This is a genomic window from Streptomyces justiciae, assembly GCF_015163075.1.
GTDB classification, from domain to species: Bacteria; Actinomycetota; Actinomycetes; order Streptomycetales; family Streptomycetaceae; genus Streptomyces; species Streptomyces justiciae.
Window position 1 is genome coordinate 73,375 of sequence record NZ_JADDXU010000004.1, and the last position, 22,802, is coordinate 96,176.

22 protein-coding genes are annotated in these 22,802 nt (G+C 70.9%); 6 read left to right on the forward strand and 16 right to left on the reverse strand.

Annotated features, from left to right (window positions below; all coding sequences use genetic code 11):
* Positions 1-18: 18 nt before the first annotated feature.
* From IQ210_RS12735 to IQ210_RS12745, 3 genes are all read right to left on the reverse strand, one after another.
* On the reverse strand, positions 19-456 hold the full coding sequence (locus tag IQ210_RS12735; RefSeq protein WP_194079057.1) for a cupin domain-containing protein: 438 nt from the start codon (positions 454-456) through the stop codon (positions 19-21).
* 118 nt (positions 457-574) lie between these two features.
* Positions 575-1,168 (reverse strand): DNA polymerase ligase N-terminal domain-containing protein, encoded by a 594-nt coding sequence (locus IQ210_RS12740; protein ID WP_194079058.1) that lies wholly within the window; start codon positions 1,166-1,168, stop codon positions 575-577.
* A gap of 50 nt (positions 1,169-1,218) precedes the next feature.
* Complete coding sequence (locus IQ210_RS12745; RefSeq protein ID WP_194079059.1) at positions 1,219-2,049, reverse strand: aldo/keto reductase; 831 nt, start codon at positions 2,047-2,049, stop codon at positions 1,219-1,221.
* Between the two features lie 104 nt (positions 2,050-2,153).
* Here IQ210_RS12745 and IQ210_RS12750 point away from each other — a divergent pair, with 104 nt between their 5' ends.
* Positions 2,154-3,218 carry a LacI family DNA-binding transcriptional regulator gene (locus tag IQ210_RS12750; protein WP_194079060.1) on the forward strand — a complete coding sequence of 355 codons (1,065 nt, stop codon included), beginning with the start codon at positions 2,154-2,156 and terminating at the stop codon, positions 3,216-3,218.
* Here the strand turns inward: IQ210_RS12750 and IQ210_RS12755 are convergent.
* The 4 genes from IQ210_RS12755 to IQ210_RS12770 are packed head-to-tail and all read right to left on the reverse strand — an operon-like array spanning position 3,181 to position 7,776.
* A complete protein-coding gene (locus IQ210_RS12755) occupies positions 3,181-4,548 on the reverse strand; it encodes a glycoside hydrolase family 32 protein (RefSeq protein WP_194079061.1) in 1,368 nt (455 codons plus the stop codon). The two genes, IQ210_RS12750 and IQ210_RS12755, sit on opposite strands and share 38 nt — an antisense overlap.
* Complete coding sequence (locus IQ210_RS12760) at positions 4,545-5,399, reverse strand: carbohydrate ABC transporter permease (protein WP_126269958.1); 855 nt, start codon at positions 5,397-5,399, stop codon at positions 4,545-4,547. Before IQ210_RS12760 ends, IQ210_RS12755 begins: the two co-directional genes overlap by 4 nt.
* Before the next feature lie 17 nt (positions 5,400-5,416).
* Complete coding sequence (locus tag IQ210_RS12765) at positions 5,417-6,370, reverse strand: carbohydrate ABC transporter permease (RefSeq protein WP_194079062.1); 954 nt, start codon at positions 6,368-6,370, stop codon at positions 5,417-5,419.
* Positions 6,367-7,776 (reverse strand): extracellular solute-binding protein, encoded by a 1,410-nt coding sequence (locus IQ210_RS12770; protein ID WP_194079063.1) that lies wholly within the window; start codon positions 7,774-7,776, stop codon positions 6,367-6,369. The genes IQ210_RS12765 and IQ210_RS12770 overlap by 4 nt, the downstream gene beginning before the upstream one ends.
* Before the next feature lie 147 nt (positions 7,777-7,923).
* Here IQ210_RS12770 and IQ210_RS12775 point away from each other — a divergent pair, with 147 nt between their 5' ends.
* From IQ210_RS12775 to IQ210_RS12785, 3 genes are read left to right on the forward strand one after another with little or no spacing between them, the layout of a single operon-like run.
* Positions 7,924-9,471 carry a glycoside hydrolase family 32 protein gene (locus IQ210_RS12775; protein ID WP_194079064.1) on the forward strand — a complete coding sequence of 516 codons (1,548 nt, stop codon included), beginning with the start codon at positions 7,924-7,926 and terminating at the stop codon, positions 9,469-9,471.
* A 20-nt stretch (positions 9,472-9,491) separates the two neighbouring features.
* On the forward strand, positions 9,492-10,088 hold the full coding sequence (locus IQ210_RS12780) for an AAA family ATPase (protein ID WP_194079065.1): 597 nt from the start codon (positions 9,492-9,494) through the stop codon (positions 10,086-10,088).
* 20 nt (positions 10,089-10,108) lie between these two features.
* On the forward strand, positions 10,109-11,086 hold the full coding sequence (locus IQ210_RS12785) for a TauD/TfdA dioxygenase family protein (RefSeq protein ID WP_194079066.1): 978 nt from the start codon (positions 10,109-10,111) through the stop codon (positions 11,084-11,086).
* A gap of 2 nt (positions 11,087-11,088) precedes the next feature.
* Here IQ210_RS12785 and IQ210_RS12790 read toward each other — a convergent pair whose 3' ends face one another.
* The 4 genes from IQ210_RS12790 to IQ210_RS12805 form a co-directional block, all read right to left on the reverse strand.
* Positions 11,089-12,117, reverse strand: a complete 1,029-nt coding sequence (locus IQ210_RS12790; protein ID WP_194079067.1) for an LLM class flavin-dependent oxidoreductase — start codon at positions 12,115-12,117, stop codon at positions 11,089-11,091.
* Positions 12,118-12,188: 71 nt separating this feature from the next.
* On the reverse strand, positions 12,189-13,691 hold the full coding sequence (locus tag IQ210_RS12795) for a metallophosphoesterase family protein (protein WP_194079068.1): 1,503 nt from the start codon (positions 13,689-13,691) through the stop codon (positions 12,189-12,191).
* A gap of 94 nt (positions 13,692-13,785) precedes the next feature.
* Positions 13,786-14,679 carry an MHYT domain-containing protein gene (locus tag IQ210_RS12800; protein WP_194079069.1) on the reverse strand — a complete coding sequence of 298 codons (894 nt, stop codon included), beginning with the start codon at positions 14,677-14,679 and terminating at the stop codon, positions 13,786-13,788.
* A 181-nt stretch (positions 14,680-14,860) separates the two neighbouring features.
* A complete protein-coding gene (locus tag IQ210_RS12805; RefSeq protein WP_194079070.1) occupies positions 14,861-15,313 on the reverse strand; it encodes a hypothetical protein in 453 nt (150 codons plus the stop codon).
* Between the two features lie 92 nt (positions 15,314-15,405).
* On the opposite strand from IQ210_RS12805, the gene IQ210_RS12810 reads away from it, so the two are divergent.
* Entirely contained in the window at positions 15,406-16,233 is an 828-nt protein-coding gene (locus tag IQ210_RS12810; RefSeq protein WP_194079071.1) for a sugar nucleotide-binding protein, read from the forward strand.
* A 16-nt stretch (positions 16,234-16,249) separates the two neighbouring features.
* Here the strand turns inward: IQ210_RS12810 and IQ210_RS12815 are convergent, their stop codons facing one another.
* The 4 genes from IQ210_RS12815 to IQ210_RS12830 form a co-directional block, all read right to left on the reverse strand.
* Positions 16,250-16,675 carry a VOC family protein gene (locus IQ210_RS12815; RefSeq protein ID WP_194079072.1) on the reverse strand — a complete coding sequence of 142 codons (426 nt, stop codon included), beginning with the start codon at positions 16,673-16,675 and terminating at the stop codon, positions 16,250-16,252.
* 37 nt (positions 16,676-16,712) lie between these two features.
* Entirely contained in the window at positions 16,713-17,912 is a 1,200-nt protein-coding gene (locus IQ210_RS12820) for a glycoside hydrolase family 64 protein (RefSeq protein WP_194079073.1), read from the reverse strand.
* 168 nt (positions 17,913-18,080) lie between these two features.
* Positions 18,081-18,836, reverse strand: coding sequence for a dienelactone hydrolase family protein (locus tag IQ210_RS12825; protein WP_194079074.1), 756 nt, complete (start codon positions 18,834-18,836; stop codon positions 18,081-18,083).
* 146 nt (positions 18,837-18,982) lie between these two features.
* Positions 18,983-19,603 carry an L-threonylcarbamoyladenylate synthase gene (locus tag IQ210_RS12830; RefSeq protein WP_194079075.1) on the reverse strand — a complete coding sequence of 207 codons (621 nt, stop codon included), beginning with the start codon at positions 19,601-19,603 and terminating at the stop codon, positions 18,983-18,985.
* 198 nt (positions 19,604-19,801) lie between these two features.
* Here IQ210_RS12830 and IQ210_RS12835 point away from each other — a divergent pair, with 198 nt between their 5' ends.
* Positions 19,802-21,286 (forward strand): helix-turn-helix domain-containing protein, encoded by a 1,485-nt coding sequence (locus IQ210_RS12835; protein WP_194079076.1) that lies wholly within the window; start codon positions 19,802-19,804, stop codon positions 21,284-21,286.
* 170 nt (positions 21,287-21,456) lie between these two features.
* On the opposite strand, the gene IQ210_RS12840 is transcribed toward IQ210_RS12835, so the two are convergent.
* On the reverse strand, positions 21,457-22,683 hold the full coding sequence (locus IQ210_RS12840; RefSeq protein WP_194079077.1) for a cytochrome P450 family protein: 1,227 nt from the start codon (positions 22,681-22,683) through the stop codon (positions 21,457-21,459).
* Positions 22,684-22,802: the final 119 nt, after the last annotated feature.

The window sequence follows — 22,802 nt, forward strand, 5'->3', positions numbered from 1 at the left end:
CTGGTCCCCTTGTTCGGACTATTCGAAGGGGCAGCCCGGGTTGGGCACGTCCTCGGAGAACGGCGAGCCGTGTGGCAGCACGTACAGCACCTCCAGGACGAGCGGGGTGTCGCCGAGGTTCCGGCCGAGGTGGACGTCGCTCGGCCCGCCCGGCTCGCGCACGACGGTGCCCTGCGCGTAGACGCCGTCGACGGCGCAGTCGGAGTGGTAGTGCGTGAGCGTGCCCTGCTTCACGTACCCGTACACGACACCGTCGTGGTAGTGCCAGCCGGTCGCCTGACCGGGCGGCACGGTGATCTCCCGGACCGTGTAGTCGGTGTCGCCGACGGTCCTCTGGGCGATCAGCTTCGCGGTGACCCCGGGACCCGGCGGGGTCGCGTGGGCGGCGGTGCCACCGGCGAGGGCGGTGACCAGGGCCAGCGTCCCGGCGGTGGCGACGCGGAGCTGGGTGCGCATACGGGGGCCTCCAGAGGCTCGGGCGGACGATCTACGGCGTACCGCTGCGAACATAGAGGCAGGGAACGGCAGTTGGGGGCGGATTCAGCAGACTGGGGGCGGATTCAGGAGACTGTCGTCAGCCGTTCCCGGCGACCTGGGCGAGCGTCCGCCCGGAGCGGACCGAGCGGGCCCGTCGCGGATCGGGCGTCCCCTGCCGCCGTGCGTGATCCGCGGAGCCCTTCACCAACAGCCAGGACTCGTCCTTCCCGGTGCGGAACCGGGTGAGGGCGTACTCGCCCCGCAGCTTCTCCCCGTGCAGGCGGAAGGTGGCGTGCCCGTGGTCCAGCGACTCCGCGAAGTCGACGGGCCGCCCCTTGCGGTCGTGGCTGAGCGGCTCGAACGTCCCGTGGTCCCACACGATGACGGTCCCGCCGCCGTACTCGCCCGCCGGGATCACCCCTTCGTACTCCTCGTACTCCAGCGGATGGTCCTCGGTCGGCACGGCGAGCCGCTTGTCCCGGGGGTCGCCGGACGGACCCTTGGGCACCGACCAGGACTTCAGTACGTCGCCCACCTGCAGCCGGAAGTCGAAGTGCAGGGTGCTCGCGTCATGGATCTGCACGACGAAGCGCGGCTCGTCGCCCACGGCGGCTCCCCGGCCGCGCGGCTCACCGGTCCGCCCGAAGTCACGCTTGGCGTGGTAGTCCCGCAGCCGTTCCCGCGCGGTCATCTGCGACTCCCTTCCCTGGCGGTCCTCAGTGCGCCGAGTACCCCGCTGGCTCAGAACTCCTCGTGCGTCTCCGGATCGCCGCCCTGCCGCCGGTGCTCCCGGTCGGCGATCGCCGCCAACTGGTCCGGGTCCAGCTCGAAGCCGAAGACGTCGAGGTTCGCGCGCTGCCTCGCGGGGTCGGACGACTTCGGGATCGGCACCGCGCCGAGCTGGGTGTGCCAGCGTAGGACGACCTGGCCCGGTGTCACCCCGTGCGCCTCGGCGATGCCGGCCACCACGGGGTCCTCCATCAGGTCGGAACGGCGGCCCAGCGGGCTCCAGCTCTCGGTCACGATGCCCTTCGCCGTGTGGAAGGCGCGCAGCTCCTCCTGCGGGAAGTGCGGGTGCAGCTCGATCTGGTTCACGGACGGCAGCACGCCCGTCTCCTTCTCCAGCCGCTCGATGTGCTCGCGCGTGAAGTTGGAGACGCCGATCGACCGCACGAGACCGTCCTCGCGCAGCTTGATCATGGCCCGCCAGGAGTCCACGTACTTGTCGACGCGGGGGAGCGGCCAGTGGATGAGATACAGGTCGACGTAGTCGAGGCCGAGACGGCGGCGGGACTCCTCGAAGGAGGCGAGGGTCTCCTCGTAGCCGTGGTGGCGGCCCGGGAGCTTCGTGGTCACCACGACCTCCTCGCGCGGGACGCCGCTGCGGGCGACACCCAGGCCGACTCCGGCCTCGTTGCGGTAGTTCGTCGCCGTGTCGACCAGGCGGTAGCCCAGGCCCAGGGCCTCGGTCACCGCCCGTTCCGCCTCCGCGTCGCCCAGGGGCCAGGTGCCCAGGCCGAGCGCCGCGAAGCGCGTGCCGTCGTTGAGTGTGTGTACCGGGACGTTGATCACTGCCGGACCTTTCCCTCGACCATGTCGTCCCTCCAGCGTCACGGATAGGGTGAGCGGTGATCAAGCGCAAATCGGGGACAGCGGGGATGAGGACAGCGGACGGCATGGGCAGCACCGAGGAGCAGCAGCCGACGGGCAAGGGACGCCCCACGTCACGGGACGTCGCCCGGCTCGCCGGGGTCTCGCACACCGCGGTCTCCTTCGTGTTCAACGGCCGCGCCGAGGGCAACCTCTCGCCCGCCACCCAGGAACGCATCCGCCAGGCCGCCGCCCAGCTGGGCTACCGCCCCGACCCCGTCGCCCGCGGCCTGCGCCGCCGCCGTACGGCTGTGATCGGCCTGGTCACCGACGAGATCGCCTCCTCACCGTTCGCGGGCCGGCTGCTGCGCGGCGCCATGGAGACCGCCTGGGACAGCGAGCACCTCGTCCTGACCGTCGACTCCGGCGGCGACCCGGCCAAGGAGGACGCGGCGGTCGCCGAACTCCTCGACCGGCGCGTGGACGGCATCATCTACGCCGCCTTCTCCCTGCGCCGCGTCCGCGTCCCCGAGGGCCTGCACCGCACCCACTCGGTCCTCGCCAACTGCGTCCCCGAGGACGACTCGCTGCCCGCCGTCATCCCCGCCGAACGCGCGGGAGGCCGTACGGCCGCCAGGCTGCTCCTCGACCAGGGCCACCGCAGGATCGCCCACGTCGGAGGCCTCGACGACATCGCCTCCGTGGAGCGGCTGCGCGGCTTCCGCGACGCCCTCCGTGCCGAGGGGATCACCGTCCCGAAGGAGTGGGTCGTGCGGACGGGCGGCGAGATCTCCGGCGGCTACGAGGGAGCGCTCAAGCTGCTCGACGGGGTGCCCGCCGACCGCCGCCCGACCGGGGTCTTCTGCTACAACGACCGGGTCGCGGCGGGCGTCCTGCACGCCGCGACCCGGCTCGGGATCGGTGTCCCCGAGGAGCTGTCCGTGGTCGGCTACGACGACCAGGAGCACATGGCCGCCCATCTTTCCCCGCCCCTCACCACGGTCGCGCTGCCGCACCGGGCGATGGGCGAGGCGGCGACGCGGCTGCTCCTCGACGCGATCGACACGGGCAAGACGCCGCCCGCGACGGTACGGCGTCTCGCGTGTCCGGTGATCAGCCGTGCGTCGGTGGGACCTGCTCCCATCCGATGACGGTCGCCCCTTCTCCCGTCACGGTCAGCTCCGGTACGTCGCCGTCGCGCCGGTAGACCCGCTCGGTGACCGTCGCCCGGTCGTCGACGAACACCTCCACGAGGGAGCCGTCGACCAGGATGCGCACCTGACGCGCGGGCGCCCGTACGACGATCGGTGCCAGGCTCCCCGCGCCGCGGTCCACGGTCACCGTCCCCTCGTCGGGATCGAGTACGACGGTCAGTTCCGTGCCGTCCGCGGACCGCAGCAGACCTACGGTCGTCCGGGCGCGGGCGGTGACCGTCAGGTCGTACGACCGCGGCAGCGGGGCCCGTTCGTCCGGTGCGGTCACGAACGGCTCGGGGGCGCGCAGCAGTTGGAGCTCCGGTGCCGGTACGACGCTCAGGGCGCCGTCGGCGTGGACGCCCACGACCCTGGGCGCGGTGAGGGTGCCGGCCCAGCCCGCGCGGTCGATCTCGTCCTGCTCGCGGGACTCCCACGACCAGCCCCACATCAGGGCCCGGTGGTCCTCCTGGAGCACGGCGGGGGCGTAGAAGTCGCGCCCGTGGTCGAGTTGACCGCCACCGCGTGCCGCGAACCTCAATCCGCCGTCGCTGTCGGGTTCCAGACGGCCCGTCAGATAGCCGGTGCTCATCGGGTCGCCGTCCCACAGCGACACCACCAGCACCCACGCGCCGCTCGCCGTCGTGTACAGCTGCGGGCATTCCCAGCCGACCGCCTTGTCGCCGAACATGTCCGTCGCGACCGGGTCGTTGCCGTCGAGCAGGACGCCCGCGAACCGCCAGTCGGCCAGGTCGTCGCAGTCGTAGAGCAGGACCGAGGGCGTGCCATCGGCATGTCCTGCGCCGACCAGGGCCCAGCGTCGTCCGGCGTGGCGGAAGACGAACGGGTCGCGGAACATCACCACGTCCAGACCCTCCGGCGGGCTGTCCACGACGGGTGTGGGCAGCGGCTTCCAGTCGGTGAGGGTCTCGTCGTCCGGGACGACCGCGCGGGCCAGGCAGATCGTGCCGAGGCCGGTGTGCCGGCGGTCGATGCCGGTGTAGACGGCGGTCGGTACGCCGTTGTCGTCCACCACGCAGCCTGACCAGCAGCCCGCCTCGTCGGGGCCGCCAGGGGTCGGGGTGAGCGCGATCGGGTGGTGCTCCCAGTGGGCGAGGTCGGGGCTGGAGACATGGCCCCAGTGGACGTTCGTGTGGACGGGGGCCTCGGGGTTGTGCTGGTAGAAGAGGTGGTACCGGTCGCGCCAACGGAAGGGACCGTTCGGGTCGTTGATCCAGTTGGCGGGCGGGCGGACCCGGAAACGCGGGGCGTCGGGGTCGACGTTCAACGGTTGACTCCTGCGGACGTGATGCCCTCGCGCAGAGGGCGCTGGCCGACGACGAACACGGCGACGGCGGGGATCATGGACAGCACGACACCGGCGAGGACCACCGAGATGGAGCCGGTGCCGAGGTTGCCCTGGAGCGAGACGAGACCCAGCGGCAGGGTGTAGTTCTGGCCGGAGGTCTCCAGGATCAGCGGCCGGAAGAACTCGTTCCAGTGGTAGTTGAAGGCCAGCACGCCGACGATCGCGAGGCCGGGCGTGGCCAGCGGGGCGTAGACCGAGCGGAAGGTCCGCCAGGGCCCGCAGCCGTCGAGCATCGCGGCCTCGCCCAGGTCCTTCGGCATGCCGAGGAAGTACTGCCGCATCAGGAAGGTGCCGAAGGCGGTCGGGAACGCCGGAATGATCAAACCGAGCAGGGTGTCGGTCAGACCCATCGACTTGAGCACCAGGAACACCGGAACGATCGTGACCTGCAAGGGGACCATCATGGTCGCCAGGACCAGACCGAACAGCGGCTTCTTGAAGCGGAACTCGAGGCGGGCGAACGCGTAACCAGCGAGCCCGGCCGTGATCATCTGGCCGACCGCGATCAAAGCGGTCACCAGCGTGGAGTTGAGGGCCAGCAGCCACACATCGATCTGATCGAAGACACCACGGTACGACTCGATCGTCGGACTGGTCGGAATGATCTTCGGCGGCAGGTCGAAGGACTCCGCCGGGGTGCGCAGCGAGGTCGAGACGGTCCAGATGACCGGTCCCAGGGTCAGCAGGGCGCAGACCGCCAGGCCGGCGATCCGTGCCCAGGGCGCGAGGGTGTGCCGTGCCCGGCTCGCGGTCAAGGTCGCTTGGCTCATTGGGGAGTTCACCCGGCTCACTGGTAGTGGACGAAACGCCGGCTGAGCCGGAACTGGAGGGCGGTGACCGCCATGACGAGCACGAACAGCAGCACGCCCACGGCGGACGCCTCGCCGAAGCGGAGCTGCTCGAACGCGGTCTCGTAGATGACCATCACGACGGTGCGGGTGGAGTCGCCGGGCCCGCCGTTGGTCAGGACGTACGGCTGCTCGAAGACCTGGAGCGCGTTGATGATGCCGACCACCGACGCGACCAGCAGGGTCGGGGACAGCAGCGGCAGCGTGACGCTGAGGTGCTTGCGCAGTCCGGTCGCGCCGTCGAGGGAGGCGGCCTCGTGGATCTCCTTCGGGATGTTGTTCAGACCGCCGACGAACAACAGGAACGAGAAGCCGAACTGCTGCCAGACATAGACCAGGATGACTGCCGCCATCGCGGAGTTCTCCGAGGTCAGCCAGGGCACGGGAGCGATCCCGATCAGCCCGAGGAGCCAGTTGACGAGCCCGAAGTCCTGGTTGAACAGGTACTTCATCACCACCGAGATCGACGCGGCGGACAGGATGAGCGGGAAGAAGAACGCCGAGCGGAACACCGACCGCAGCCACACCGGCATGCGCCCGTTCACGGCCAGGGCGAGGGTGAGCGCGATCAGCAGCTGGAGCGCCACCGCGAGCACCATGAACACGAGCGTGTTGCGGAAGGAGACCAGAACGGTCGAATCGTTCACCATCTCGCGGTAGTTGGCCGCTCCGGCGAACGTGGGTGAGTCGATCACGTTCCAGTGGAAGAGGCTCAGCACGATCGATCCGACGATCGGGACGACCGTGAAGATCACGATCCCGACGATGGTCGGCGCCAGGAACAGCGCGGCCAGCAGCCGCGTCCCGCGCTCGCGGGCGGACGGCCGGGGTGCGGGGGCGGCTTCGGCCACCGGCTGCTGCGGTCGTACGGCGGGTATCTGGGTGTTCGTCATACGTCACGCTCCATGGCCTTCTCCAGATCGGACTGCATCCGGCGCAGCGCGGGGGCCACCGAGCGCCGCGAGGCCAGGGCGGTCCCGGTGTGCTTGAGCAGCACCTGCTCGACCTCGGCCACCTGCGGCGGGGCGGGGATCGGCCCGGTGTCGGGGAACTTGTCGAGGGTGTCGTAGAAGACCTGCCAGTGGCTCGGGCCCATCTCGCGGTAGCGGTCGGCGGTGAGCATCGAGCGGCGGGCCGGGGTGGTCTGGTTGGTCTCGAAGAGCCGCATCAGGGTGTCCCTGCGGGACGCGAACTTGATGAACTCCCAGGCCTCGTCCTGGAGCTTCGAGGTGCGCAGCAGGGCGTAGCCGGCGGCGCCGAACTGCATGCGCTGGGTGCGCCAGCGCGGGAAGTACTGCACGTCGAAGCTGCCGGGCTTCATGCCGGCCAGGTTCAGACCGCCCGCCCAGAAGCCGCCCGCCGGGGTGACGCCGACGCGGCCGGTGGAGAACACGCCGATGAGGTTCTGGCCGTTGCCGCCCTCGGGGCGGGTGCACAGGTCCTCCTGGATGAGGGAGGCCAGATAGTCGTAGGCCTCCTCGACGCGTTCGTGCGTGGCCTGCGGGGTCGTCCAGCGGTAGCCGCCGCCGCGGCCCTGCCGGTCGGCCGCCGGGTAGAAGGAGTCCCACAGCCAGGCGCCGCCGGGGGCCTTGGACTCGCTCAGCAGGTTGGTGTCGTTGGCGAACAGCCACGGCACGACCCCGCCCCACAGCCGGTTGGTCCAGAAGTACGGCGTGAACTGCGAACCGCTGGACTTCTTCATGTCCCGCAGCAGCGCGGTGAAGTCGTCGCGGGTCCAGTCGGCCGCAGGGAAGGACGCGCCCGCCCGCTTGAGGACCTGGCTGTTGAGGTAGATGTCGGCCGCGTTGAACTCGACGGGGAGCTGGTAGAGGCTGCCCTCGTACATCATCGACTCCACCAGCGAGGGGTGGACGTCGGCGAAGTACTCGCGCAGTTCGTCCGCGTCCCGCTTCACCCACTTGTCGAGGGCGACGCCGAGGCGCTGGGCGAAGAGCTGGACGCCCTCGGTGGCGACGTAGACGAGGTCGGGGGCGGTGCCCGCGGCGATCTGGGTGAGGATCTTCGCGAAGAAGTCCGACCAGTCCGTGGCCTGCACCGCGTTGATCCGCAGCTTGATGTCGGGGTGGGACTTCCTGAAGCCCTCGGTGAGCGTGCGGATGGCCTCCGGGCCGTAGGCCGGGCCGAGGGTGGCGACGACGAGGGAACCGTCGTCACGGCCGGGTATGTCGGCTCCCGTGAGCCGGTCCCAGCTCGCGGCGGTGCCGGCCAGCGCGGCGGCCCCCGCGCCGTAGGCGCCGTACCGCAACAGCGAGCGGCGAGAGAAGTGCGAGTCGGTCATCCAACGGGCCTAACTCGTGTTAGTTCAGGGTTGATGCCCCAGATGATGGGAACCGTGCCACGTCCCTGTCAAGAGTCGTGACGGCTCCACCTTTAACGTGTTAGAAACCTTGACCTTTAACGTGTTAGGCCGCACAGTCCTGTGGCCATGAGACTTTCCAGAAGAGCGCTCTTCGCGGGATCGGCGGCCGGCGCGGCCGGTGCACTGCTGCCGACGTCACCGGCCGCGGCGAAACCCAAGGCGGCCGCGGCCTGCGCCAGCTATCGCGCCGCCTACCACTTCACGGTCCCCGACCAGTGGAAGAACGATCCCCAGCGGCCGGTGTGGATCGACGGCGAGTACCACTACTACTACCTCTACAACCCGGACTACCTCACGGGCGGCACCGAGGCGGGCACCGCCTGGCGGCTCGCCACCAGCCGGGACCTGGTCTCCTTCACCGACCGGGGCATCGCCGTCCCGAAGGACACCACCGTCAACGGCGACGTCTGGTCGGGCTCGGCGGTCGTCGACACCGACAACACCGCGGGCTTCGGCGCGGGCGCGGTGATCGTCCTGGTCACGATGTCGCCCGGCGGCGGCACCGACCACCAGGAGCAGTTCCTGTACTACTCCACGGACGGCGGCCGCACGTTCCTCCCGCACGGCACCGACCCGGTACTGCCCAACCCCGGTGTACGCGACTTCCGCGACCCCAAGGTGATCCGCGACGAGGAACGCGGCCGCTGGGTGATGGCCCTCGCCGAGAACACCAAGGTCGGCTTCTATCACTCGGCGGACCTCAAGTCCTGGACGTACGTGGGCGGGTTCGTCAAGGACGGCATCGGCGTCCTGGAGTGCCCCGACCTGTTCCGCATCACGGCCTCGGACGGCACGGTGAAGTGGGTGCTGGGCGTGAGTGCCAACGGCAAGGGGTCCGGGCTGCCCAACACGTACGCCTACTGGACCGGCTCCTTCAACGGCACCACCTTCACCCCCGACGCGAGCGACCCGCAGTGGCTCGACCACGGCTGGGACTGGTACGGGGCCGTCACCTTCGAGAAGCGGGCCGCGGACGGCACCCTCGACGAGCGCGCCCGCTACGCGATCGGCTGGCTGAACAACTGGGACTACGCCAACACGACCCCCACCATCGACTGCGACGGTTTCAACGGGACGGACTCGATCGTCCGCGAGATCACCCTGAAGCGCGCGTCCGCCGGCACCTATTACCTGGCCTCGCGCCCGATCGCGGCCCTGGACAACCATGTCTCGCGCACGATCGACCTCGGTGACCTGTCGGTGTCCGGCACCCGCGTCCTCGACTACACCGGCATCTCCTACGAGGTGACCACCGAGGTGACCTGGGACTCGCTGACCGGCGCGGGCTTCCAGCTGCGCCGCTCCGCCGACGGGGGGCGGCACATCGACGCCGGCATCTACGGCGACTACGCGTTCCTCAACCGCCGCAACACCGTCAACCCCGACACCTCCGGCAAGTGGCAGGAGAGCCACAGCCCCTTCGACCGCTCCGCCCGCACGGTCAAGCTGCGCATCCTGGTCGACCGGACGTCCGTCGAGATGTTCGTGGACGACGGCCGGTACGTGCACTCGTCGGAGGCGTTCCCGTATCTGGTCGACACCGGGCTCGCGCTGTTCACGATCGACGGGACGGCGGTGTTCCGGAACACGGTGATACGGGAGTTCACCGTGTGACGTCACCTATGGTCGATGAGATGCGCGTACTGCTCATCGGGGGAACCTCCCACACCGGCAAGTCGACCGTGGCCCGGGCCGCCGCCGAGCGGCTCGGGTTCACGTACCGCCCGACGGATCTGCTGGCCCGGCATCCCGGCCGGCCCTGGCGGACACCGGACCGGGAGGTGCCGCCCCATGTCGCCGAGCACTACGGCACCCTCGCCGTCGACGAGCTGATCGACTCCGTGCTCGACCACTACGCCCGCCTGTGGCCGCGCATCGAGGAGCTGATCACCGAGCATGCCGAGGGCGAGGGGCCGGGCCTGGTGCTCGAAGGCTCCGCGCTCTGGCCCAGCCGCGTCGCCACGCTCGGCACCCCGCACACCGAGGCCGTCTGGCTCACCGCGGACGAGGAGGTGCTGGCCGACCGGATGCACGTCTCGGCACGCTACGCGGTGGCGAGCGCCGAGGAGCGGTACCTGGTGGACCGGTTCCTGGCCCGCACGCGGCGCTTCCAGCAGCTGATGCGGGAGTCCGTCGACGCGGCCGGACTGTGCCGCATCGACACGACGGGGAGGTCCGTGACCGAGCTGGTCGAGGAGATCCTGGGCAGGCGCTGTCGCCAGAGCCCGTGATCGCTGACACGATCTTCGCCATGACGACGAATACGGGCAGGGACGCGACGGCAGCGGAGGGTGTGTCGGGGATCGAGGTGAAGCCGGTCGCCGGGCACATCGGCGCGGAGATCACGGGCGTCGACCTGGCCGGAGAGCTCGACGACACCGCGGTCGCCGCGATCCGTGCGGCCGTACTGCGGTGGAAGGTGGTGTTCTTCCGGGACCAGAAGCTGGACCACGCCGGGCATGTGGCGTTCGCGCGCCGGTTCGGTGAACCGGTCGTGCTGCGCAAGCGGGGGAGCGCCTCGCCGCCGGACTTCCCCGAGGTCGAGACGACCGCCGACCGGCTGGAGCTGGGCGGGAGGTTCGGCATGGAGCACGACGAGTGGCTGCAACGCCGCCGGCACACCCTGCTGCGCGGCTGGCACTGCGACCACGGCGCCCGCGTCGACCCGCCCGCCGCGACCATCCTGCGCGCCGAGACCGTCCCGCCCTACGGCGGCGACACCACCTGGTCCAACCTGGCCGCCGCCTACGCCGGACTCTCCGCCCCGGTAAGGGAGTTCGTGGACGGACTGCGCGCCGAGCACCGGCTCGGCGTCGGCTATCAGCCGCGGCCCGGTGACGACCGTTATCTGAGGCACCTGTTGGATCACCAGGTGACCTCCGAGCACCCGCTGGTCCGAGTGCACCCGGAGACGGGGGAGCGGGTGTTGTTCGTCAACGGCTACTACCTGGAGCAGATTGTCGGCCTCTCCCGTCCCGAGAGCCGGGCGATCCTCGACATGCTGCTGGAGCAGGCGGTCCGGCCCGAGTACACGGTCCGCTTCCGCTGGGAGCCGGGCAGCGTGGCCTTCTGGGACAACCGGGCCACGATCCACCTGGCCCCCAGCGACAACGCCCACCTGGACTTCCCCCGCACCATGCACCGGGTGATGCTGACGGGCGACATCCCCGTGGGCGTGGACGGCAAGCCGTCGCAGCCGGTCGTGGGGACCGCCCCCGGCCGCTGGTGACTTCAGCCTGCGGGCCGCCATCCCAGCGCCGGGCCGAGCTTCGTCGCCATGTCGGTGAGGATCTGGACGTAGTCCTCGTGCTCGAAGGTGAACGGCAGCGCGAACGCGACCTCGTCGATCTCCCGGAACGCGGCGTGCGCGTGCAGCCGTTCGGCGATCTCGGCCGAGGTGCCGACGATGTCCGGCGCGAACATCAGCCGGGCCGGGCCCTGCGGTGACGTGGTGCGAGGGGTGCGCTTGGCGGCGTACTCCTCGTACTTCGCGCGCTGAGCGGGCGAGGCCGAGTCGGTCGGGATGACGACGAGCCCCTGGGAGACCCGGGCGGCCGCGCCGTCGGGGTGGGCGGCGCGGAAGGCGCGGATGTGGGACAGCTGGATCTCGGCGAAGTCCGTTGTCTCCTCGGGGCGTTCGGCCTTGACGACGCTGCTGGTGAGGAAGTTCATGCTGTGCTCGCCGGCCCAGCGCGCCGAGCCGAGGCTGCCGCCGCCGTACCAGAGCCGGCTGCCGAGGCCGGGGGACTGGGGCTGCACGCGATCGGAGAACACCTCGAAGCCCTCGACCCCGCTGAAGTCGGTCGCGGACTTGCCGCGCACGAAGTCCAGCAGCCGTCGCACCCGCTCGTAGGAGAAGTCCTCGGCCTCCGCCGTGTCCGGGTAGAGGGCCTCCTTGACCTGGTCGTAGTGCATCGGCGGACCCACGCTCACCCCCGGGTTGACCCGGCCCCCGGACAGCAGGTCGACGGTCGCCAGGTCCTCGGCCAGCCGCAGCGGGTTCTCCCAGCCGAGCGGGATGACCGCGGTGCCGAGTTCGATGCGGTGGGTGCGCTGCGAGGCGGCGGCGAGGACGGCGACCGGGGACGAGATGCCGTACTGGAGGTGCCGGTGGCGCAGCCAGGCGCTGTCGAAGCCGAGCCGCTCGCCCAGCTCGATGATCTCCAGCGTGGACTCGTGACCGCGGCGCGGGTCCGCCTCGTCGAACAGTCCGATGGTGAGGAAGCCCAGCTTGCGCAGCGGACGAGAGGTGGGTGGCACGGGCCCCTCCACAGGTCATGGATCAACGTCGTACGGCAGTGCCAACCCGGGCTCGTCCCGTGATGTTCCCGTCAGGTCAGGGCGATGGTGACCTCGTCCTCGACCGGCGGGTCGAGCTCCTGGGCGAGGTTCCCGGTCGCCGCGTGGCAGCGCAGCGTGACGGACTCCGGGGTGACGTCCAGGCGCAGGAAGCACTTGAAGAACGGCGGGCTGTAGGTCGCCGAGCTCGGCGAGAACAACTGCGTGTAGATCTTGCGCACGGGGAGCCGGAACCGCTTGGCCTGGTCGGGGCGGCGGCCGGTGCCCAGCAGCCCGGCGACCAGGCGGGTGCGCCGGGTGATGCGGGCCTCCGGTCCTGGGGCGCGGCCCGGCCGGATCTGCAGGCGTTCGGCGACGACGGCCGCCGCCTCCGCGTCGGTGAGGGTGAAGAAGCGGCGCAGCCGCAGCCGGCGGCCGTAGAGCCTGCTGTAGAAGGCCAGGGAGTCGCCGCGCAGGGGATAGCAGCGGAAGGTGTCCTCGGTGACGCCCGCGATGTCGACCCGGGGGATGGTGTGGGTGGCGTGCATGAAGGCACCGCCGCCGCCCGAGACGACGTACTGGATGGTGCGGCCGTCCACGTCGACCGGGTAGCGCTGGTAGTTGTGGATGTCGCCGCCTATCGCCGCGATGTAGTGGTGGGCCGGGTCGCGGACGAGGTCGTCGACCGTGCCGCCGCCGTCGATGGGGCAGGGGTGGTGCTCGCCGTCCACGTACAGAGGCGAGCCGGTGACCAGGATCTTCGGGCGCGGTCCCTGGGACACCTCGCGCAACCAGGCGCCCTGTTCGGCGTCGAGGGTGCCGAGCAGTCCGGTGTCGATGCCTATGATCCGCACCGGTCCGGCGTCGATCGCCCAGTACGGGCCCGGCTGGACGGCCTGTTGGGCTGAGGCGGACCGCAACTGCCGTGCCTTGTCGAGGTGTTGGCCGTCGTGGCGGCGCGGGCGGTGCCAGAGCAGGGAGCGCAGCCAGGCGCGGGTGAGGGGGCGCGGGGCGGATTCGAGGGCGAGCGGTGGGGCGTCGTCGCAGAAGACGCGCATGAACCCGCCGAGGTCCTCGTACCAGTCGTGGTTGCCGGGTATCGCGTAGATGGGCGCCCGGTAGTCCTGGTACGGGCGGAAGAACTTGGTGCCGTAGTCGTCGGCGCTGCCGACCGGGTAGATCACGTCGCTGGCGAGGACGGTGAACTCTGTGTCCTGACTGACCTTCAAGAAGCCGGGCACGACGGCGTATTGGGGTGCGTCTCCCTCGCCGGTGTCGCCGATGACCATGAAGGAGAAGCGGTCCGGGTCGTCGCGCCGGATCACCTTGTCCGCGGGGGCCCCGGCCGCGGCGCGCTGGGCGACCCACCGGCTGCGGGTGCGGCCCGTCGGGTCGCCGAACCAGGAGGCCAGTACGCCGTTGCGGGCCGCCCACAGCATCCTGGGATCGAGCCACGAGATCTTCTCGACCTTGGACGGCATCAGGCGCTCGTAGGCGCCGCGTTGTGCGGCACCCCAGCCGGCGCCCTCGGCGGTATCGCGTGAAGAGTCAGACACCGGTGAACCGTAACAACGATCTAGCGGAGGCCGGTCGGCGGGGAGTCCTGGTGCCGGTGAACGAGCGCGGTGAGCATGGTCGTTGGGGCCGGTGTCACCACTCGCCCGCGCGCTGCGGGGTGTCGTACGGGTGCTGGCGTGCCCGTGAAGGGCCGGCGGGAGTCTCAAAGAGCGAGCTGTGCGTCGGTGCGGGCGCATCTTCGGCGGGCGGCACGGCAGGCTTCCGGCGGGCGGTGGGGCGGTTCCAGTCGCCGTCGCCCAGCACCAGCAGCGGGTCGAACATCACGACCACACCGGCCAGGACGAGGAAGATGACCGGTCCCACCAGCATGGGCAGCAGCAGCGAGGACGCCGAGGCGCCGGCCCAGGAACCGCCCGTCGTGCCGTGCACATGGACGCTGACGGCGGCCATCGCCGTGTAGTGCATGCCCGAGACGGCCACGCCCATGACGAGACTGGCGCCGAGGCTCGTCAGGAAACCCCGGATGGTGACGGCCGCCCACAGGGCCGCGGTGGCGGCGACGATCGCGATCACGATCGAGAGGGCGACGGTGAACGGGGCATAGTTGATGGCGCCGTTGAGGCGCATGGCGTACATGCCGAGGTAGTGCATGGCCGCGACGCCGAGCCCGGTGACGATGCCCGCGAAGGCCAGGTTGGCGGTGCCGGCGCCGCGATAGCCGACGATGAACACGCCGATGCCGACCACGACGATCGCCACGGCCAGACTGAGGAGGGTGAGGCCCGTGTCGTAGCGGATCCGGGTCTCCTCGACCTGGAAGCCGATCATCGCGATGAAGTGCATCGTCCAGATGCCGCACCCGATGGACGCGGCGCCCAGGGCCAGCCAACCGGGCTTCCACGACTGGGCGTTGAGCAGCGACCGCACGATGCACCGCAGCCCTAAAGCCCCACCCAGACAGGCCATGACATACGCCGCGACCGGCGTCACCGCGCCGTAGCGAAATCCGTCGACGGTGCCTTCCATACGCCAACTCCCCCCAGAGCCACCGCGAGTGCTGGGGCAAGGTCTACGCCGTAAGGCCCGCGTAAAGCAAGCATTACCAGCAGTAACCAGCGAACTCTGGACCACCACGTGTTCACTTCGGTCACAGGGGGGCGATATTGAGCCATGAACGATTTGGGCGGAGCGAGCCGGGGTGACGACGTCAGTCGAACCAGACCACCAGCCGCACATGTTCCGCCCCGTGCACCCCGGCGAGGGTCCGCATCACGTCCCACACCGGGGCCCAGTGCGTCTCGGCGCCGGCGACGGCACGGCGGCTGTTCCTGCCCGACCCATCGGTCTCGTCCCAGTCGGCGGCCTGTAACTCGGCCCAGGTGATCCAGGTCGTCCCCCAGGCGGAGTCCGTCCCTCCCCAGCTCGCGAACCTCTCACGCAGTTCGTCCGAGGCGTCCTCGGGCAGGCCACGCCCCTCGGCGAGCGGCCGGAACCCGAAGGAATTGCGGACGCCGAAGAGACAGGCGAGGGCGTTGTAGGCATTGCCGGTGTTGAGGAGATCGACGTCGATGGCGGCCTGCCATACCGCGTCCTCGTCCTCGACGCCCCAGATACGGGCCAGGGGCCTGCACTCGATCATCCCGCTGAACTCCGTGGTCATGACGGCATTCTGCCGAGCGACTGATGGCCGGTCGCCTCCATTTCCCGGCTCGGCGGGGTGCGAGGTACGGCGTGGCCCTAACGTGGTCGATCATGAAGATCCTGATCGTCGGCGGCAGTGGCTTTCTGGGCCGTGAGGTGGTTCGGCAGGCGACGGCTGCTGGGCATGCCGTGGCGGCGACCTTCGCGACGCGTGCGGGTGATCTGGCCGGGGTGCACTGGCTGCCGATGGACCTGCGGCGGGCGGGTGAGATCGAGGCGGTGGTCGGGGACGTGCGGCCGGATGGCGTCGTCAACGCGGCCTATCGCAAAGGCGATTGGGGTGCGACGGCCGACGGTGCGGTTCGGATGGCCGTGGCGGTGAGCGGGCTTGGCTCCCGGCTGGTGCATGTCTCCAGTGACGCGGTCTTCTCCGGCTCCGACGTCCGCTACGACGAGTCCGCCATGCCGGATCCGATCACCCCGTACGGCGCCGCGAAGGCCGCCGCCGAGACGGCGATCCGGGTGCTCGCCCCGGCCGCCGTCATCGCCCGCACCTCACTGATCGTCGGCGACGGCGGCTCCGCGCACGAGGCCTTCGTCCACGACCTGGCCGCCGGGCGGCGCGACGGCGTGCTGTTCACCGACGACATCCGCTGCCCCGTCCATGTCGCCGACCTCGCCGCCGCGCTCCTCGAACTCGCCGCCGGCGATCACGCCGGTGTGTGCCATCTCGCGGGCCCTGACGCCGTCAGCCGCCACGAACTCGGCGTCCTGATCGCCGCCCGCGACGGCCTGGACGCCTCCCGGCTCCCGGCCGGACGGCGTGCCGACACCGGCGCCCCGGGCGCGCTGGACGTCCGCCTGGACAGCAGGCGGACGCAGCGCACCCTGCGGACGAGGCTGCGCGGCGCCCGTGAGTTCCTGCGGCGCGACGCCTGAGCGGCAGGCCCGGCTCTCAGACCACCGGTTCCCCGATGCCGAGCAGATTGCCCTCACTGTCCCGGAACCACGCGGCGCGCTCTCCGCGAAATCCCTTGCTGGGATAGTGCCCCTCGACATCGGCGATCCCGCCCTTCGTCCGCAGGCCCGGCACGTCGACCTCCTCGAACGTCACACCGCGCTCCCGGAGTTGTGCGACGAGCGTGTCGAGGTCGTCGACCTCCCAGCCCATCTGGGTGAACGTGCCGGGGGCCGCCCCCGTCGAGCTGAACACGGCGAACTCCGTCCCGCCACACCGGTACAGCAGTCCCCCCGGCCGCTCGTCGACCGGCTCCAGACCGAGCACCTCGGAGTAGAACCGCCGTGCCCGGTCCAGATCCTGCGCCGGCAGCCTCGTCGCCACCCGGCCCCGCGCCAGAATGTTCCTCTTGTCTGCGTCCATCCCTCCACTGTGCCCCCGGACGGACGTGGCGGCTTCCTCAGCTGAGCGGGTCGAGCGTCAGATACGCCTGGAGCGGGTTGCCGTCGTGCACCAGGGACTCGTGCTGCCCGACGTCGTCGAAGGCGAACGCGTACGCCTTGCCGTCCGCCATCCGGTCGTGGATGACGCGGGCGTAGTGGTTGGTCACCGGGTCCTGGTAGAAGGCCGCGGACGACGTGTCCGGCTGGTTGGGGTTGGTGAGCAGGGTCGAGCGGTTGAAGCCCGCGCACAGGGTGCGGGAGATCGGGCCGCGGACGGCGTCGTTCGGGGCGTCGAGGAGCTTGTGGCAGCCGAAGACACTGCTCGCGTCCGGCTTCTGGAAGCTGGTGACGACCGCGCCGGACGAGTTGGTGAAGTTCATGACGCCACCGGAGACCCGGCCGTAGTACTTCGTGTTCGGCTGGTCGGCGAACGGGGTCACCGTGAGGGGCGACGTGGCGTACTTCTGCCAGACCCGGTTGATGTAGTCGTCGAGGACGGAGGCCGGCAGAGCTCCCGTCTCCAGGCCGTACGCGGGAGACAGCGCGCGCAGCACCGTGCCGTCGGCGCGGGTCTGGACCAGGCCGCCCCAGCCGCCCGACTGGGCGCGCAGGGCGCTGAAGACGGCGGTGTAGCCACCGGACTTGAGGTGCCCGGTGCTCACCGTGCTGCCGTCGGCGCGCTGGACCCCGACCGCGTAGGGCGCGGAGAACATGTCGACCTGGGTGCTGTTGAGCCACAGCCCCGAGTCGTTGAGCGTGTACTCCGACCAGTTGAAGAGGATGTCGCGGTTCGGGTCGCTCGGATTCTGCACCGCCGGCTGCACGAGACCGCCGGTGGTGAGGCGGAAGTCCAGCTTCTTGCCGTACGAGAAGTAGATGCGGCCGGAGAACTTGGGGATACGGATCGTCTTCGACTGGCCCGCCGCCGGGCCCGCTATCGACGCGTCCGGTGCGGGCGTCGGCGGGTTGCCGCCCGCGGGCCAGGCGTGGAAGGTGCCGTCCGCGTCGGCCCAACCCTGTTGGCCCGTGGCCAGGTGGGTGCCGAGGTTGTAGACGTAGACCGGGTCGCCGCGGCCGGAGTTGTTGGTCACCTTGAGCGGGATCGTGGCGGGTACCGCACCGCTCGCGGTGGACGGCGAGCCGAGCGTGAGCAGGGTGCCGAGCAGGGCCGCTGCTCCTGCGGCCGCCAGGAGCCGATGCCTGAGTCGTCCGGGCACTCTCCACCTCCGTGGGGGGATAGGGGAGGGACGGGATTGGTCCGTACCTGTTCTGAGAGCGCTCTCAGCGTTGCGCTGCGACGCGGTCATGTCAATGAAGTCGACGGAATACGCCGGGCGGGGCGGCACGCACGGTCCCCCGTGTGCGCCGCCCTGGGTTGGTGTGTCTCAGAACGTCCGCTTCAGCAGGTCCAGCAGCGCCGCCCAGTGCCGCTCGGCAGCCTCGCGGTGGTACGCCGAGGTGTCGGCCTGCGTGTAACCGTGGTGCGCGCCGGGATAGACCTCGCTGCGGTGCCGTACGCCCGCCGCGGTCAGGGTGTCCTCCAGGAGCCGGATCTGCTCCGGCGGCATCGAGGCGTCCTCGTCGGCGTGCCCGAAGTACAGCTCGGCGGTGACGTGTTCGGCGACCAGGTGCGGGCTGTCCGGGGCGTCGGTGGCGAGACGGCCGCCGTGGAAACCGGCCGCGGCCGCCACCCGGTCCGGGTAGGTGCCCGCGGTCAGCAGGGTGAGCCGGGCGCCCATGCAGTAGCCGGTCAGCGCCACCGGACCGTCGGCCACGAACGGGCTCTCCGCCAGCCAGTCCAGATACGAGCCGGCGTCCCGCATGGCGAGCTCGGGGGTGAGGGACTGCATGACCGGGCCGATCGCGTTCCACAGGTCGGGCCGCGCGTCGGTGTCGATGAACTCCGGCAGGTCGAAGACGGGTGAACGGCCGTGCCGGTAGAAGACGTTGGGCACCAGGACCGTGTACCCCTCGCCGGCGAGCCGGTCGGCCATCGACCGCAGGTGCGGGCGCAGTCCGAAGGCGTCCTGGTAGAGCAGGACGCCAGGGCGGGGAAGCCCGTCCTCGGGGTGGGCCAGATAGGCGTCGGCGACGCCGTCCGCGGTGGGGACGTCCACGGCTGTTCCCTGTACGGAGGTCATGGGGGGTGCCTCTCTGTGCATGTGACGGCGAGCAGCTCGCCGGCCCGGCGGGGTCGGGCCGTGAATATCGTTTCACGCACCATGCAAGTGGCGTACGAGGCCCCCCTCGCCCCCTGGCCCGTGAGGCGCCTCGCCCCGGGGCCTCCTCACTCGAACCGTGACGTGTCGCCCGCTCCCCGCCGTACGATCTCCGCCTCGCCGTCGGAGAAGTCGATGACGGTCGTCGGCTCGGTGCCGCACTCGCCCGAGTCGACCACCGCGTCCAGCACATGGTCGAGGCGGTCCTTGATCTCCCAGCCCTGGGTCATCGGTTCGTCCTCGTCGGGCAGGAGCAGGGTGCTGGACAGCAGCGGCTCGCCGAGCTCGGCGAGCAGGGCCTGGGTGACCACGTGGTCGGGGATGCGGACGCCGACCGTCTTCTTCTTCGGGTGCTGCAACATGCGCGGCACCTCCCGGGTCGCCGGCAGGATGAAGGTGTAACTGCCCGGCGTCGAGGCCTTGATGGCCCGGAACACGTCGTTGTCCACCCGTACGAACTGGCCCAGCTGCGCGAAGTCCTGGCACACGAGGGTGAAGTGGTGCCGGTCGTCCAGCCGGCGGATCGTGCGGATCCGCTCGATGCCGTCCCGGCTGCCCAGCTTGCAGCCGAGCGCGTAACAGGAGTCCGTCGGATACGCGATGAGTGCCCCGGCCCGGATGCTGTCCGCGACCTGGGAGACGGTGCGCGGCTGCGGGTTGTCGGGGTGCACGTCGAAGTACTTCGCCATCCGCCGAGCTTATGCCGTACAGGGGCGTCGGCCACGCAGGAGGACGGTGGCGGCGCAGCGCCGAAGGGTTCGGTCCCTCGCACTGGCGTTCGGCCCCTCGTACCGCCGTGTCGGCGGGGGAGACCCTCGCCCGGGTGTGAGGTACGGTCCCGTGACCGGCAGGGCGAAGGCGACGCGAGGGACGAGGAGAAGGGTGACGTGGCGGGCAGCGAGGACGGCGTGCGAGGGACGCACGCCGAGGTGCCGTGGGCGCAGGAACTGCTGGAGCAGCTGCGGCCGGCCGGGCGGGACGTCCGGCGGGTGGTGGCCTGGCTCGCGGACGGAGTGCACGGGACGGTCGTGCTCCAGGACGACACCGGGAACCTCCTCGCCGGCACCCCCATTCCGCTCGACGAGGTCCTGGTCGCCGACATCGTCACGGGCCGGATCGCCTCCGCCGCCTGGGAGGGCGACGGGCGCCACCAGCGGCTGGTCAGAGTGGGGCAGCCGCGCTCGGCCGCGGCGGGCGTGCTGGCGGTCTCCCGTGACGTGCCGTTCGACCGGCGGGCCGCCGACATGGTGACGCACACCGCCCAGGTCGTCGAACTCCTGCTCAGGGCCCGTGAGTCCACCGCCGCGGGACACCGGCTGCAACGGGCCACGTCCGATCTGCGGCTGGCGATCCTCCAGTTGCTCATGGTGGAGGACATCGTCTCCGCCCGCCGGGTGGCCGCCGGGCTGTGGCCGGGGCTGCTCGACACCGACTCGGCCTGCGTCTACGTCGTCGAGAGCGCCGCCGAGGAACGCGACCGGCTGCTGGAGGAGTGCCTGCACGTCACCGCCGAGCAGGCCCTCGTCGTACGCTGCCCGGCGATGGACCAGCACGTCATCGTCGTCACCCCCGGCGAGGCCGCCGCCCGTGAGCTGCGGACCGTCATCGGCCGCCGCCCCGGTACCTTCCTCGGCGGCAGCGCCCGGCAGAGCCTCGCCCGCACCGCCACCGCCTACGGACAGGCCGTCAGCGCCCTCGCGGTCGCCCACTTCCGGCCGGACCACGCGGCGGTCTACGCCGAACGCACCCACCCCGAGCGCCTGATGGACCCCGAGCTCCTGCACAGCTGGACGGCCCAGCTGCTGCGCCCGCTCGACGCGCTGGCGCACCACACGCGGGCCGAACTCCTCGCCACCACCCGGCTCGGCCTGGAGTTCACCGCGGTGAACGCGGCCAAGGTGCTGGGCGTCAGCCGCAACACCGTGCGCGCCCGGATGGAGCGGGTCGAGGGCCTGCTCGGTGTGTCCTTCTCCGACCTCACCGCCCGGGCCGTCGTCCATCTGGCGCTGAACACCCAGGTGGGGATGGAGCCGGGACCCGCCGCCCCGGCGGCCGAGCAGGAGGCGGCCGCCGGGCTCTGCGACGTACTGTCCGGGCCCGCGCTGCGCACCTGGGGGCAGGAACTCGTCGGCCGCCTCGCCCTCGACGCCCGCGACCTGCGCCGCACGCTGCGCACCTGGATCGCCGCCGGCGGGAACTCCGAACGGACCGCACAGGCGCTCGGCGTCCACGCGCAGACCGTGCGCGAGCACGTCCGCAGCGCGGAACCCGTCCTCGAACGCCAGCTCCTCGCCGGCGGCAGCGACCTGTATGAGGTCGTCCTCGCGCATCTGGCGACCGGGGACGTCCCGCACCCACGGCTCGCCGCATAGCCGGTCGCCGTGCGAAAGCGTGCTATTCGGACTCACCTGTGCACAGGTGAGTGCCCACGGCGCCGCATCTGGCACGAACGCGATTCACAACGGCTCCGCCATTCACGTAAGTTCATCGAGCCGCAGGGGCACGACCGGAACGGGGGACCGGTCGCGCCCCTGCTCTCGTCTCAGCCGCGGAGCCGCACCGGCACCTCCCGCCAGCCGAACGCGATGAACGACGGCACCTGCCGCAGCTCCCCTTCCCCGACCGCCAACCGCAGGTCGGGGAAGCGTCCGAAGAGCGCGGGCAGCACCGTCAGCGCCTCCAGTCGGGCGAGCGGAGCCCCGATGCACCGGTGCACACCGATGCCGAACGCCAGATGGTCGTCCGCGCCGCGCCCCGCGTCGAAGGCGTCCGCGTCCGGCCCGTAACGGGCGGGGTCCAGCCCGGCGGCGGCGTACGTCGTGATGATGGCGTCGCCCGCCGGCACGGTCACCCCGCCGACCGTGAGGTCGTCGACCGCGAAGCGCAGCGGGAGCTGGGCGATGGACGGATACCGGCGCAGCGTCTCGTCGACGACGGCGTCCCAGCCGATCTCCCCCGAGCGCACCGCGCGCAGCTGTCCGGGATGGCGCAGCAGGGCGACGACGGCGTTGCCGATCAGGTTCACGGTGGTCTCGAACCCGGCGCCGATGACCAGCAGCAGCGTGTACATCAGCTCCTCGTCGCTGAGCCGGTCGCCGTCCTCGTCGCGCACCCGGATCAGCTCGGTCGTCAGATCGTCGCCGGGGTGCTCGGCGCGGTGGGCGATCAGCGCGGGCAGCACGGTGCCGATCTGCCGCTGCACGGACGCGGCGTGCTCGGGGGACGGGTCGGAGGTGTCCATGATGGCCGCGATGAGCCGCCCCGTGTCGGGCACCAACGCGTCCGGCACACCGAAGAGTTCGCAGATGATGCGCATGGGCAGGGGATGGGCCAGCGCCGCCCGCAGGTCGACGACCTCGGACTCGTCCGCCGCCATCGCGTCCAGCAGCTCCGCCGTGATCGCCTCCACCCGCGCCCGCATCGCCTCGGTGCGACGGTGCGTGAAGCTCGGCGCGACCAGCCTGCGCAGCCGCGTGTGGTCGGCGCCGTAGGTCGAGAGCATGTTGACCACGCCGATCCAGCCCAGCACCCACCCCCACGAGGGGTGCCGGTCGATCTCCGGCCACAGCCTCCAGTGCCGCCGGGGGTCCTTGCTGACCCGCGGATCGAGGATGAGCTCCTTGAGCGTGTCGTACCCCGTGGGCGCCCAGGCGGGGATGCCGCCGGGCAGCTCGACGGGCACGACCGGGCCGAGGGCCCGCAGCCGCGCGCACTCGGCGGCGATGTCGGCGCCGAGGGGATCGAGGGCGATGCGGTCGGTGACGGTCACGCGGGCTCTCCTGGCGGGTCGACGACGCTCGAATCAATCGTGGCGACAATCGAATCAGTTCTCAGACCTTGAGATCAGTACGTTTTCAGCCGTACGCTGCCGTCGATCAGTCGGCACTC

Coding starts and splice junctions, on each gene's coding strand:
- IQ210_RS12775 (WP_194079064.1), top strand. CDS start 7,924: ATGAGACTTTCCAGAAGAGCGCTCTTCGCGGGATCGGCGGCCGGCGCG.
- IQ210_RS12780 (WP_194079065.1), top strand. CDS start 9,492: ATGCGCGTACTGCTCATCGGGGGAACCTCCCACACCGGCAAGTCGACC.
- IQ210_RS12805 (WP_194079070.1), bottom strand. CDS start 15,313: ATGACCACGGAGTTCAGCGGGATGATCGAGTGCAGGCCCCTGGCCCGT.
- IQ210_RS12760 (WP_126269958.1), bottom strand. CDS start 5,399: ATGAGCCAAGCGACCTTGACCGCGAGCCGGGCACGGCACACCCTCGCG.
- IQ210_RS12810 (WP_194079071.1), top strand. CDS start 15,406: ATGAAGATCCTGATCGTCGGCGGCAGTGGCTTTCTGGGCCGTGAGGTG.
- IQ210_RS12825 (WP_194079074.1), bottom strand. CDS start 18,836: ATGACCTCCGTACAGGGAACAGCCGTGGACGTCCCCACCGCGGACGGC.
- IQ210_RS12830 (WP_194079075.1), bottom strand. CDS start 19,603: ATGGCGAAGTACTTCGACGTGCACCCCGACAACCCGCAGCCGCGCACC.
- IQ210_RS12800 (WP_194079069.1), bottom strand. CDS start 14,679: ATGGAAGGCACCGTCGACGGATTTCGCTACGGCGCGGTGACGCCGGTC.
- IQ210_RS12770 (WP_194079063.1), bottom strand. CDS start 7,776: ATGACCGACTCGCACTTCTCTCGCCGCTCGCTGTTGCGGTACGGCGCC.
- IQ210_RS12740 (WP_194079058.1), bottom strand. CDS start 1,168: ATGACCGCGCGGGAACGGCTGCGGGACTACCACGCCAAGCGTGACTTC.
- IQ210_RS12735 (WP_194079057.1), bottom strand. CDS start 456: ATGCGCACCCAGCTCCGCGTCGCCACCGCCGGGACGCTGGCCCTGGTC.
- IQ210_RS12765 (WP_194079062.1), bottom strand. CDS start 6,370: ATGACGAACACCCAGATACCCGCCGTACGACCGCAGCAGCCGGTGGCC.
- IQ210_RS12815 (WP_194079072.1), bottom strand. CDS start 16,675: ATGGACGCAGACAAGAGGAACATTCTGGCGCGGGGCCGGGTGGCGACG.
- IQ210_RS12750 (WP_194079060.1), top strand. CDS start 2,154: ATGGGCAGCACCGAGGAGCAGCAGCCGACGGGCAAGGGACGCCCCACG.
- IQ210_RS12785 (WP_194079066.1), top strand. CDS start 10,109: ATGACGACGAATACGGGCAGGGACGCGACGGCAGCGGAGGGTGTGTCG.